Genomic DNA, 11,992 nt, shown 5'->3' on the forward strand with positions numbered 1-11,992 from the left:
CAACCGTGCGCGCCTCGCGTTATTCTGGGACGACCTCGAACCCACCCCCGGGCACTACGACCGCGGCTACCTCGCCAAGTTGCGCCGCGCCGGCTGCTGAAGTCCTTCGAGGCCCCGCACGAACTGACCGGCCGGCCCTCGGCGACGGTGACCGTGCCGGGCCGTCCGGGGCCGCGCACCCCGGTCCACCGCGAGCTGTTCATCGCCACCGCCCGGGTGACGGTCACCGGCGCGCTCGTCCACGTCAACCACCTGCTGGCCGAGGCCGTCCTGGACGGGCTGATCGGTCCCGGTGACCGGCTGACGCTGCGGTTCGTGCCGCGCCTGACCGGCCCGGGCGCCCGGCTCGCGCTGCTGCGCGTCGACACCGACGTCCACCGCCCGGACGAACTCCAGGCCTATGCGGCCCTGACCACGGAGGTCTGACATGCCGTCCCCCCGCACCACCACAGCGCTGCGCCCCGTCCGTCTCGGCGTGCACGGCTCCACGCATCTGGCCTCGCGCCTCGTCGAGGCCGCCGGGTACCCGCCCGCGGCGGTGGAGTACGTCCCGTACGAGGTCACCGACCCGTTCGGCCCGCTGCGCGCCGGACACGCGGACATCATGATCGTCAAGTACGACCCGCTGGAGCCGGACATCGCCGTGAGCGATCCCGTCGGCTTCGACGGGCGGGCCGTCCTCGTGGCGGACCACCACCCGCTGGCCGGCCGCGCCTCGGTGTCGGTCGAGGAGGTCGCGGCGTACGAGGGCTTCCGGTGCCCCGGCGATTTCCCGCCGCACGTCTGGGACCTGGTGGTGCCGCCGCGGACCCCCGGGGGCCGGACGATCCGCCGGATCCACCCGATGACGACGCTCACCGCGATGGCGGACCTGCTGCGGGGCACCGGCGCGGTCCACGTGTCGTTCCGGTCCCTGGACGCGGTCGTCCCGCCGGACATCAAGGTGGTCCCGGTGCACGACCTGCTGCCCTCGCCGGTGGCGTTCGGCCGGCTGCGCGCCGCCGAACCGGCGGAGCACGTACGGCGGTTCGTCGCCGCCGCGGAACGGGCGGCGCGGCGATGAGCGCGGACCGGACCCCGGACCGGATGCCGGCCCCCGGCGCGGCCCCCGGCCCCGACGGCGGCGCCCATCACGGCCCGGACCGCGGCACGGACGGCATCACGGACGGCATCACGGACGGCGGCACGGACCACGGCACCGACCGCGGCACCGGACGGCTCCCGGTCGTCCTGCTGCACGCCCTGCCCCTCGACTCGTCCATGTGGGAGGAGACGGCCGGGGAGCTGCGCGCCCGCGGCCACCGGGTCCTCACCCCCGACCAGTGCGGTTTCGGCGCCGCGCCGCTCCCGGACCGAGCCCCCTCGCTCGACCTCGTGGCCGATGACCTGGCCCGGGAGCTCGACCGGCAGGGCCTCGGCACCGTCGCCCTCGCCGGCTGCTCGATGGGCGGCTACGCGGCCATGGCCTTCCTGCGCCGCCACCCCCACCGGGTCCGGGCGCTGGCCCTGTTCGCGGCCAGGAGCACGGCCGACACCGCCGGGGCGGCCGGGCAGCGCCTGCGGTTCGCCGAGGCGGTCCTCGACGGCGCCGCGCACGGCCCGCTCGTCACCGCGACGACGCCCTCGCTGCTGGGCGCCACCACCCGGGCCCGCCGGCCCGGGCTGACGGCCCGGCTGACCGAGCTGGCGCTGGCGGCCCCGCCGCGGTCCGTCGCCTGGGCGCAGCGGGCCGTCGCGGCCCGTCCGGACTCCGCCGCCGTCCTGCGCGCGGCCGCGGTGCCCGCCGTGGTGGTCATCGGCGCCGAGGACGAGCTCGTCTCCCTCGACGAGGCCTGCGCGACGGCCAGGGAGCTGCCGGACGGCCGGCTCGTCGTCCTTCCGGGGGTCGGCCACCTCGCCCCCCTGGAGGCGCCGCGGGCGACCGCGGAGGTCCTCGCGGGCCTGCTCGCCCAGGCGGAGATCACGGCGGGGGCGGGGGTGGCGGCGTGCTGACGGCCGACCGGGCCGGGTGGGGGTACACGACGTCCACCGGACTGCCGTTCACCCACGAGGAGATCGTGGACCCGCACTTCGAGGCGTGTGCCGCGTACTACCGGGACGCCCTGGACGGCGTCGGGATCCGGCCCGGCTGGCACGTGCTGGACGCGGGCTGCGGCAGCGGTGCGTTCCTTCCCCTGATCGCGGAGCGCGTCGGCGCCCGGGGCCGGGTCTCGGCCGTCGACCTGGCCCCGGAGAGCGCGGAGCGCGCCGCCGCGCGGATGCGGGAGCACCCCGCGGCCGCGCGGGTGGAGGTGCGCCACGGCAGCGTCCTCGACCTGCCGTACGCGGACGGCACGTTCGATGCCGTCTGGTGCGCGAACACGACCCAGTACCTCGACGACGGGGAGCTGGCGCGGGCGCTGGCGGAGCTGCGCCGGGTCACCCGCCCGGGCGGGCTCGTCGCGGTCAAGGACGTGGACGGCACGCTGAGCACCGTGCGCCCGGCGGACCCGTTCCTGATCACCGACTTCTTCCGGGCGTCCGCCGGGGCCCCCGGGTACGCCCGCCAGCTGCTCAGGGGCCGCGAGCTGTACCGCCGGCTGCGTGCGGCCGGGCTGACCGCGGTCCGCCAGCGCACGGTCCTCATGGAGCACCACGCTCCGCTGACCCCGTCCGCCCTGCGGTTCTACGGGAACGCGTGCGCGCGTTTCGCCCGGCAGGCGGCGGCGGAGGGCATTGCCGGGGACTGGGCGCCCTTCCTGGACCCCGACGGTCCGGCCCACCCGTTGCGCCACCCGGACGGATACATCAGCGAGGGCAATGTCATCGCGGTCGGCACGGTGCCCGCGGGCCCGCGCCCCGCACCTTTCGAATCGACGGACACCAACGGACAGGAACCGGGACGGACACCATGAACGACGCACGAAGCACCGCCGAGATGACCCGCCGCGCCACGCTGACCGGGGGCGCCCTCGTCGGCATCGGCCTCGCGGAGGGCCTGCTGACCTCGACTCCGGTGGCCGCCGCGGCCGTCACCGGCGACAACGCCCGCTACGAGCGGGGGCTGGCCGTCCTGCACGAGACCTCGGGCGACCGCGGGGCGGCCGTGATCGACTCGCTCCAGGACATCGCCCCGGACCTCGGCCGCTACGTCGTCGAGTTCGCGTACGGCGACGTCTACGCCCGGCCGGGGCTGGATCTGCGGGAGCGGGAGCTGTCGACGGTCGCGGCACTGACCGCGCAGGGCGACACCGCGCCGCAGCTGAACTTCCACGTCGACGCGGCGCTGCACGTCGGCGTGCGGCCCGAAGAGGTCGTCGAGGCCCTGATCCACCTCGTCCCCTTCATGGGGTTCCCCCGCGTGCTCAACGCGGTCGGCGTCGCCCGTACGGTCTTCGCGGACCGGGGCGTCACGTTCGAGCCGCCGGTCGCGAACGACTCGCGCGACCGCTTTCTGCGGGGGACCGAGAAGCTGGTGGAGATCGACGGTCACCACGGCCTGGAGGTGATCGAGTCGCTGAAGGACATCGCCCCGGACCTGGGCCGGTACATCGTGGAGTTCACCTTCGGCGACGTCTACCAGCGGCCGTGGCTGTCAGCGAGGCGCCGTCAGCTCGTCACGGTCGCCGCGCTGACGGCGTTCGGCGACACGGCCCCCCAGCTGCGCGTGCACATCGGGGCCGCCCTGAACGTCGGCCTGAGTCCGGCGCAGGTCGTGGAGACGCTGATCCACGTGGTGCCGTACGTCGGGTTCCCGCGGGCGCTGAACGCGATCGCGGTGGCCAGGGAGGTGTTCGAGAAGCGGAAGACGTCGGCGCTCTAGGAGGGGACCGGCCCGCAACCGTCGAGAGGAACGCAGTCACCGTGGGAACGGACATCGCGGCGCAGACCGCGCCGGACACCATGCCGGGCACCGCACCGGACACCACGTCGGGCACCGCGCCGGACATCGCCGTGGACTTCGGGGCGCTCGGCGCGGACTTCACCGGGAATCCCCATCCGGTGTACGCCGCGCTCCGCGCCCGGGGCCCGGTGCACCGGGTCCGGGTGCCCGAGGGGGCCGAGGCATGGCTCGTCGTCGGGCACGAGGCGTGCCGCGCGGCGCTCACCGACCCCGCCCTGTCGAAGTCCTGGCAGGACGCCTCGCCCGCGCTGCCGCTGGCCAGGCTCTCCGCGGGCGAGAACCTGCTGAGCTCGAACCCGCCGGACCACACCCGGCTGCGCAGGCTCGTCGCCAAGGAGTTCACGCCCCGCCGCGTCGAGGCGCTCGCGCCGAGGGTGCGGGCGCTGACCGGCGAGCTCCTCGACGCCATGCTGGCCCGGCCGGCCGGGGAGGCCGATCTCGTCGAGGCCCTGGCGTTCCCGCTGGCCATGGGCATCATCTGCGAGCTCCTCGGGGTGCCCGCCCTCGACCGCGCCGCGTTCCGCGGCTGGGCCGAACAGGCGCTGAGCAGCGCGGACCGGCAGACCCGGACGGCCGCGACGGAGGCGATGACGCGGTACCTCGTCGCCATGGTGGACGATCTGCGCGGGCGGCCCGGTGACGACCTGATGAGCGCCCTGGTCCGCACCACCGACGAGGACGGCGACCGGCTCTCCGCCGACGAACTCATCGGCATGGCCTGGCTCCTGCTGGTCACCGGTTTCGAGACCACCGCGCATCTCATCGCGACGGGTGTCCTGGCCCTGCTGCGCCACCCCGAGCAGCTCGCCGCGCTGCGCGCCGACCCCTCGCTCATCGACAACGCGGTGGAGGAGATGCTGCGCTGGGAGGGGCCGGTCGAGACCACCACGTACCGTTTCACCACCGGGCCGGTCGAGATCGCCGGCGCGGTGATCCCGGGGGGCGGCGAACTGGTGCTGGTCGCGCTCGCCGACGCCGACCGGGATCCGGCGCGCTTCCCCGATCCGGACCGCTTCGACATCCGGCGCGCGGCGGGCGGTCACATCGCGTTCGGCCACGGCATCCACTACTGCCTGGGGGCGCCGCTGGCCCGGCTCCAGACCCGTACGGCGATCACCGCGCTCCTGGAGCGCTGCCCGGCCCTGTGGTTGGCCGCCCACCCCTCGGACCTCTCCTGGCGCACGGGTCTCCTCATCCGGGGCCCCCGGAGCCTTCCGGTCCGGTGGCTGCCGTGATCTGGCAAGGTGGGGGAGGCACCGGACCATGTGAAATCTTCACCTTCCGGTGGTGACCGGGGCACTGTCCTGCGATCACCGGATCCTCGCAGAATCGTCGTGAACGGATCGAACCCGCGCCACGACGACGCAGAGGGAACTTCACCGCCATGACCAGCATTTCGGCCAACGCCCGCATCAACCCCGGCACCGGCCCGGCGCCGCTGCCCGCCCGCTCCTCGAAGCCGGGCCTGGTGATCGAGAACCTCGACGCCCTGCCCGACAGCGCGTACGCCCTGTTCACCGTCTGCAGCCAGACGCAGGTCGCGGGCCCGGCGGCGCCGATCGCCGGGCGGCTCGGAGCATGAGCGCCAGCGAGCTCGAACGGCCGGCCGCGCTGGTGGGTTTCAAGTCCCACCTGCGGCCGACCGTCGTCCCCGGGGACGCCGCCTACCTGGTGTCCCGGCGCGGGGTGACCGCGCTGGGCGGGAGCGAGGCGGAGGTCCTCGTACCGCTGCTCGACGGGACCCGGACGGTCGGGGCGGTGCGGCAGGAGGCCGCGCGGATCCTGGGCGTCCAGGACACCGAGGCGGCCCTGCGGTCCCTGGCCGACGCCGGGCTGATCCGCTCCGCCGCCCCGGCGCCGAGGCGGAGGCGTACTGGGACCTGGCCGGGCTGGACGGCGGACGGGCGGCCGCCAGCCTGGCCCGGGCCCGCGTGGCGGTCGAGGCGCTCCCGGGGCTGGACCCGGCGCCGGTGGCCGAGGCCTGCCGGGCGTCCGGGATCCGGGTCTGCGGGGACCCGCGGACCGCCGACCTGGTGCTCGTGCTGTGCGACGACTACCTCTCCCCGGAACTGGCCGCCGTGGACGCCGCCCACCGCGCCGCCGGCCGGCCGTGGGTGCTCGCCAAGCTGTGCGGGACGGATCCCTGGGTGGGCCCGTTCTTCCGGCCCGGGGCGGGCCCCTGCTGGCACTGCCTGGCCGTGCGGCTGCGCGGCCACCGCCACTCCGAGGTGCCGGTGCGGCGCGCGCTCGGCCTGGACGGCCCGGTGCCGCGGCCGCCCGCCGGGCTGGCGGCCGGGACGGCGCTCGCGGTCAACCTCGCCGTGCTGGAGAGCGCGAAGTGGCTGGCCGGGCTGCGCGATCCGGAACAGGGCAGCATCCACACCTTCGACACGCTGCGCCTGCGCACCGCCAGCCACCCGGTGGCCCGGCGCCCGCAGTGCGCGGCCTGCGGGGACCCCGGGCTGGTGGCCCGCCGGGTCCGGGCCCCGTTCGTCCCCGTGTCACGGCCCAAGGCGGCGGCGACCGGCGGCGGGGACCGCGCCCTGACGGCGGCGCAGATGCTGCGGGCGCACGGGCACCTCGTGGACCCGGTGACCGGGGTGGTCAAGGAGATCCGGAAGGCGTCCGGCGCCCCCGGCTTCGTCCACGCGTACACCTCCGGGCACAACCTGGCCATGGAGTCGGCGTCCTTCGCCGGCCTGCGCTCCGGTCTGCGGGCGCTCAGCGGCGGCAAGGGGCGCACCGAGGAGGAGGCGCGCACCAGCGCCCTGTGCGAGGCGGTCGAGCGCTACAGCGGTACGCGGCACGGCGACGAGCCGGTGGTCCGCGACTCCCTGCGGGGCCTGGGCAAGGACGCCGTGCACCCCGACGACTGCCAGCTGTACGGCGCGCGCCAGTACGCGGAGCGGGAGCGGTGGAACGCGCGGCACTCCCGGTTCCACCACGTGCCCGCGCCGTTCGACGAGGACCGCCCCACCGAGTGGACCCCGGTGTGGTCGCTCACCGAGGGCGTCCAGCGGCTGCTGCCGACCTCGATGCTGTACTTCGGGCGGGGTGCGAACTCCTCCCCCGACGAGCCGTGGGCCGACTCCAACGGCAACGCGGCGGGCAGCAGCCCCGAGGACGCGCTGGTGCAGGGCTTCCTGGAGCTGGTGGAGCGGGACGCGGTGGCCCTGTGGTGGTACAACCGCACCCGGCAGCCCGGGGTGGACCTGGCGTCCTTCGGGGACGAGTGGATCGAGCGGTTCCGGTACGGGCTGCGCCGGATGAACCGCGAGGTGTGGGCGCTGGACGTCAGCTCCGATCTGGGCGTCCCGGTGTTCGCGGCGCTGTCGCGGCGCACCGACAAGCCCGCCGAGGACGTCGTCTTCGGCTTCGGGGCGCACTTCGACCCCCGGGTGGCGCTGTGCCGGGCCCTGTCGGAGATGGGGCAGCTGCTGCCCGCCGTCGGCGACGCGCGGGGCGACGGCAGCGGCTACCGGATCACCGACCCGGAGCCGCTGTCCTGGTGGCGCGGGGCCACCGTCGCCAACCAGCCATATCTCGCGGCCGATCCGATGACGGAGTCCCGGACACCGGGCCACTGGCCGTCGGTCCGCACCCCGGACCTGCTGGACGACGTCCACATGATCACGGAGATGGTCCGGACCAAGGGGCTGGATCTGCTGGTCCTCGACCAGAGCCGACCTGACCTCAATATTCCCGTGACGAAAGTGGTCGTACCGGGACTGCGGCACTTCTGGGCGCGGTTCGCGCCCGGCCGGCTCTTCGACGTTCCGGTGCGCCTCGGGCGGCTGTCCGAAGCCACTCCGTACGACCAGCTCAACCCCATTCCGCTGTTCGTGTGAGCGATCGATTCGCGCCCCCCGGTCGGACCCCTCGCCTATGCTCACACCTGGCATGTAACACGGAAACACCAAAGGGGGATTGACATGCCTGGCCGCCTCAAGTCCTCGGATGGACCGTCGGAGGCGGTCCTGGTCGAGGGCATTCTGCGACGGAGCCGGGACTTACCCGCGCCCCGGATGGCCCAGGTCATCCTGATCGCCGCGCTCCTGTGCTACGTCGGCATCACCGCCCTGAACATCCTCAGCGCCGGAGTCGAAGGACCCGCCCTGGCCGCCGCCCTGGGCTGCCTGGGTGCGGTCTTCGCCCTCCAGCTCCTGCACTCGCGGACGAGCACGCAGCACGTGCCCGCGGCCCGCCGGGCGCTGACCCTGGGAGCCCAGGCCGCGTTCACCTATCTTCCGCTGTTCGCCCTGAAATCCCAGTGGGGCGCGATGGCGGGCTTCCTCGCCGGCTCCCTGCTGCTGCTCCTGCCCCCGCGCCTGGGCTGGATCCTGTACGGATGCGTGGGCGTCAGCATGCTCGTGCCCCCGCTGCAGGAGGGGCGGCCCGTGCTCGACAGCATCTACCTCGTGCAGACCACCCTGCTGACCGGGCTGGTGACGTTCGGCCTGACCCGGCTGTCGGAGCTGGTCCGCGTCCTGCACGAGAGCCGCGGCGAACTCACCCGCGCCGCGGTCACCCGCGAACGCCTGCGCTTCGCCCGCGACCTGCACGACCTGCTCGGGTACAGCCTGTCCGCGATCCAGCTCAAGGGCGAACTCATCCACCGGCTGATCCCGGCCCATCCGGCCCGGGCCATGGGCGAGATCGAGGACGTCCTGGCCATCTCCCGCCAGTCGCTGGCCGACGTGCGCCGGGTGGCGAGCGGGTACCGGGACATGTCGCTGGAGGAGGAGATCGCCTCGGCCCGGTCGGTCCTGGGCGCCGCCGAGGTCGAAGCGGTGACCGACATCCGCATGGGCGAGGTCAGTTCGCCGGTGGACACGGTGCTGGCCACCGTGCTCAGGGAGGCCGTCACGAACGTGCTGCGCCACAGCCGGGCCGCGCACTGCGAGATCACCGCCGTCGAGGAGGGCGGGCTGATGACGCTGTCGGTCACCAACGACGGCGTCACCGAGGGATACCGCGACAGCTCGCCGCACAGCGGCAGCGGGCTGGGCAACCTGGGGCTGCGGGTGCGGGCGGTGGGCGGGGAGCTGTCGGTGGACCGGGGCCCGGGCAACGTGTTCCGGCTGGTCGCGCGGGTCCCGGCGCACGGGGACGTCGACCCCGACCTGGACGAGTCGCCCGAGGGCGAACGCAGTTGGCTCGTGGCCTGAACCCGCGGTACGCCGGGCCGTCCCGGATCCGGAACCGGGCAGGTTGCTATGATCTGTTGAAAGATCGACCGCGCGGACGGGGGGCTCGTCACGGTGATCAGGATCCTGTTGGCCGAAGACATGAACATGGTGCGCGGAGCGCTCGTCGCCCTGCTCGACCTGGAAGACGACCTGGAGGTCGTCAGCGAACTCTCCCGCGGCGACGAGATCCTGGCCGCGGCCCTGGACGTCCGGCCGGACATCGCGATCATCGACATAGACCTCCCCGGGCTCGACGGGCTGAGCGCCGCGATGCAGATCCACGAACACCTCCCGGAATGCCGGACGCTGATGCTCACCAGCCTCGGCCGCCCCGGCACCCTGCGCAGGGCCCTGGCGGCCCAGGTCTCCGGCTACCTCCTCAAGGACGACTCCCCCAAGGAACTGGCCAGCGCCATCCGCCGGGTGGTGGCCGGCCAGCGGGTCATCGACTCCAAGCTGGCCGTGGCGGCCTGGAACGGTCTGGAGAGCCCGCTGACCGACCGCGAGACCGAGGTGCTGCGCATGGCGGCCCAGGGATCGGAGGCCACCGAGATCGCCGGGGAACTCCACCTGTCCACCGGGACCGTGCGCAACTACCTGACGACCGTGGTGATGAAGCTCAAGGCACGCAACCGGGTCGACGCCATCCGCATCGCCCGCGACGCCGGCTGGCTGGTCTAGGGCTGCGTGCTCGTCCTGCCCCTGCGCTCAGGGCGGGCCGGGCGGCGGCCCGTGCGCCGTGAACCAGCCTTCGGCCAGCACGGACACCGCTTCCAGCGTTCCGGGTTCCTCGAAGAGGTGGGTGGCGCCCTCGACGACCTCCAGCCGGTTCTCACAGCGCAGCCGGGCCTGCGCCTCGCGGTTGAGGGTGAGGACGAGGGGGTCCTCGGAGCCGACGATCAGGAGCGTCGGGGCACGGACCCCCGGAAGGCGGGGGCCCGCCAGGTCCGGCCGGCCGCCGCGGGAGACCACCGCGAAGACCGGTGAGTCCGGGGTCGCCGCCGCTGCCAGGGCCGCCGCCGCGCCCGTACTGGCCCCGAAGTAGGCCTGCGGGAGCGGGGTCCGGGCGCCGAGCCAGGCCGTGGCTGCGCCGAGACGGGCGGCGAGGGTCCCGATGTCGAAGACGTTCGAGCGGTCCGCCTCCTCGGCGGGGGTGAGCAGGTCGAACAGCAGGGTGCCCAGGCCCGCCCGGTTCAGGTCGGTGGCGACCCGGCGGTTGCGGGGGCTGTGGCGGCTGCTGCCCGAACCGTGCGCGAACACGACCACGGCCCGCGCGTCCGGGGGAAGGCTGAGCTCCCCGGGGAGCCGCAGCCCCGCCGCCTCCACCACCACCTCCGCGTCGGCCTGCTGCGCCACCGCCGGCCCGCGCGGCGCCCGGGCCAGCAGCGAGACGACCTCCTCGTCCGGGGTCTGGGAGAAGTCGCCGTACCACTGGCCGACCGAGGAGAAGCCCGCCGGTGTGGACAGGCAGACCACCTCGTCGGCCACCGCGGCCACCCGGGCCAGCGCGTCCGGCGGGGCCACCGGGGCCGCCATCACCACCCGGGCCGCGCCCTGCTCCCGTACGACGCGGCAGGCGGCGGCCGCCGTCGCCCCCGTCGCGATGCCGTCGTCCACCACGATCACCGTGCGGCCGCGGAGCTCCTCCCGGGGCCGGTCCGCACGGTAGCGGGCGGCCCGTCGGACGAGCTCCGCCTGTTCCGCCCGCTCCACGGACGCGATGTCCTGCGGGTCGAGCCGGCCCCGGCGGACGATGTCGTCGCTGATCACGCGGACCCCGCCCTCGCCGATGGCGCCGAACGCCAGCTCGGGCTGGTACGGGACCCCCAGCTTGCGGACGACGATCACGTCGAGGGGGGCGCCGAGGGCGCGGGCCACGTGGAAGGCGACCGGGACCCCGCCCCGCGGCAGCCCCAGGACCACGGGCCGGCCCGCCGCGTACGGGCCCAGTGCCGTGCCGAGCCGCCGTCCTGCGTCGTCGCGGTCTGTGAAGAGCATTTCGGGTCATCCCCAACCTTGCCTGCCGTACTTCGAACCAACCCCTCCCGGCGCCCGCGTGCAACTCGGGTCCGGTGGTCCGTACGAGGGAGGTGGGTCCGGATCTGTGGGTTTTGGGGGGTGGGTGGGAGCGGGGTGCGTGCGTAGGTTGGCCATGAGGCCGCGCTGCGCCGCTGACCTGGCGCTTTGCGGTGGGCTCTGACGACGAGGATGGGGCAGCGCGATGCGTGAACTGGTGGAGACGGCACGGCGGTGGGCGGCCGAGGGGCGGGCCGCGTTCCTGGCCCGGCCGGTGGCCGAGCAGGGGTTCGGGCCGCGGGACCCCGCCGGGGCCCGGCTCGGGGACGCCCGCGGGGAGTGCGTCGGCGCCCTGTACCGGGGCGTCTTCGACGCCGAACTGGCGGCCGAGGCCGCGGCCATGGCCGCCGGTGCCACCGCGCGGGTGTGCGACGTCTCGGTGGGCGCCGACGAGGCCGTCGAAGCCAGGCTGACCTGCGGCGGGCGCGCCGAGATCCTGCTCCAGCCGCTGTCGGCGGTGCCCGCCGAGTGGTGGGACCTGCTCGGGGAGGGGGCGGGGGTCGCGCTGGTGACCCGGCTCGACGCGCAGGCCGGGCAGGCGGTGAGCGAGGTGGTCCGGGCCGTGGACGTGCCCGCCGACGATGCCGGGCGGCGGGCCGGGGAGCTGCTGGCCACGCGCCGGCCCGGGCGGGACGCCCTCTACGGGGAGCGCGGGCTGGTGTTCGTCGAGGCGTACCCGTCCGCGCCGTACGTCGTCATCGGCGGGGGCGGCGAACTCGCCGGGATCATCGAGGCGCAGGCCCTGCTGCTGGGCTGGGGGGCCGGCCTGGTCGGCTCCGTCGCAGAGGCCGGGAAGCTGCTGGGGGCGCGCCGGGAGGCCGGCTGGGTGGTGTTGGTGAGGGAC

General features: G+C 74.8%; 12 protein-coding genes. 11 read left to right on the forward strand and 1 reads right to left on the reverse strand.

Annotation, left to right across the window (positions count from 1 at the left end):
* Nucleotides 1-123 precede the first annotated feature (123 nt).
* The 10 genes from ACFXA3_RS20160 (at nucleotide 124) to ACFXA3_RS20205 (ending at nucleotide 9,753) form a co-directional block, all read left to right on the forward strand.
* Nucleotides 124-426 carry a DUF6182 family protein gene (locus tag ACFXA3_RS20160; protein WP_385188518.1) on the forward strand — a complete coding sequence of 101 codons (303 nt, stop codon included), beginning with the start codon at nucleotides 124-126 and terminating at the stop codon, nucleotides 424-426.
* Nucleotide 427: 1 nt separating this feature from the next.
* Nucleotides 428-1,063: a LysR substrate-binding domain-containing protein gene (locus ACFXA3_RS20165; RefSeq protein WP_385188502.1), complete on the forward strand. Its 636-nt coding sequence runs from the start codon at nucleotides 428-430 to the stop codon at nucleotides 1,061-1,063.
* Nucleotides 1,060-1,992 carry an alpha/beta fold hydrolase gene (locus tag ACFXA3_RS20170; protein WP_385188503.1) on the forward strand — a complete coding sequence of 311 codons (933 nt, stop codon included), beginning with the start codon at nucleotides 1,060-1,062 and terminating at the stop codon, nucleotides 1,990-1,992. Before ACFXA3_RS20165 ends, ACFXA3_RS20170 begins: the two co-directional genes overlap by 4 nt.
* The gene (locus tag ACFXA3_RS20175; RefSeq protein ID WP_385188505.1) at nucleotides 1,986-2,894 is read left to right on the forward strand and encodes a class I SAM-dependent methyltransferase; all 909 of its coding nucleotides are present in this window, start codon (nucleotides 1,986-1,988) and stop codon (nucleotides 2,892-2,894) included. The genes ACFXA3_RS20170 and ACFXA3_RS20175 overlap by 7 nt, the downstream gene beginning before the upstream one ends.
* On the forward strand, nucleotides 2,891-3,802 hold the full coding sequence (locus tag ACFXA3_RS20180; protein ID WP_385188507.1) for a carboxymuconolactone decarboxylase family protein: 912 nt from the start codon (nucleotides 2,891-2,893) through the stop codon (nucleotides 3,800-3,802). The genes ACFXA3_RS20175 and ACFXA3_RS20180 overlap by 4 nt, the downstream gene beginning before the upstream one ends.
* 80 nt (nucleotides 3,803-3,882) lie before the next feature.
* Nucleotides 3,883-5,118: a cytochrome P450 gene (locus ACFXA3_RS20185; RefSeq protein WP_385188520.1), complete on the forward strand. Its 1,236-nt coding sequence runs from the start codon at nucleotides 3,883-3,885 to the stop codon at nucleotides 5,116-5,118.
* A gap of 149 nt (nucleotides 5,119-5,267) precedes the next feature.
* Nucleotides 5,268-5,465: a hypothetical protein gene (locus ACFXA3_RS20190; RefSeq protein ID WP_385188509.1), complete on the forward strand. Its 198-nt coding sequence runs from the start codon at nucleotides 5,268-5,270 to the stop codon at nucleotides 5,463-5,465.
* 349 nt (nucleotides 5,466-5,814) lie between these two features.
* Nucleotides 5,815-7,731, forward strand: coding sequence for a TOMM precursor leader peptide-binding protein (locus tag ACFXA3_RS20195; protein ID WP_385188511.1), 1,917 nt, complete (start codon nucleotides 5,815-5,817; stop codon nucleotides 7,729-7,731).
* 177 nt (nucleotides 7,732-7,908) lie between these two features.
* Entirely contained in the window at nucleotides 7,909-9,051 is a 1,143-nt protein-coding gene (locus ACFXA3_RS20200) for a sensor histidine kinase (RefSeq protein ID WP_385188513.1), read from the forward strand.
* A 93-nt stretch (nucleotides 9,052-9,144) separates the two neighbouring features.
* A complete protein-coding gene (locus tag ACFXA3_RS20205; protein WP_082410840.1) occupies nucleotides 9,145-9,753 on the forward strand; it encodes a DNA-binding response regulator in 609 nt (202 codons plus the stop codon).
* A gap of 27 nt (nucleotides 9,754-9,780) precedes the next feature.
* On the opposite strand, the gene ACFXA3_RS20210 is transcribed toward ACFXA3_RS20205, so the two are convergent.
* Complete coding sequence (locus tag ACFXA3_RS20210; RefSeq protein ID WP_385188515.1) at nucleotides 9,781-11,070, reverse strand: phosphoribosyltransferase family protein; 1,290 nt, start codon at nucleotides 11,068-11,070, stop codon at nucleotides 9,781-9,783.
* Nucleotides 11,071-11,293: 223 nt separating this feature from the next.
* On the opposite strand from ACFXA3_RS20210, the gene ACFXA3_RS20215 reads away from it, so the two are divergent.
* A partial coding sequence (locus tag ACFXA3_RS20215; protein WP_385188516.1) for a xanthine dehydrogenase occupies nucleotides 11,294-11,992 on the forward strand: 699 nt, incomplete at its 3' end.

It is taken from the genome of Streptomyces sp. NPDC059456 (assembly GCF_042750055.1).
GTDB lineage: Bacteria > Actinomycetota > Actinomycetes > Streptomycetales > Streptomycetaceae > Streptomyces.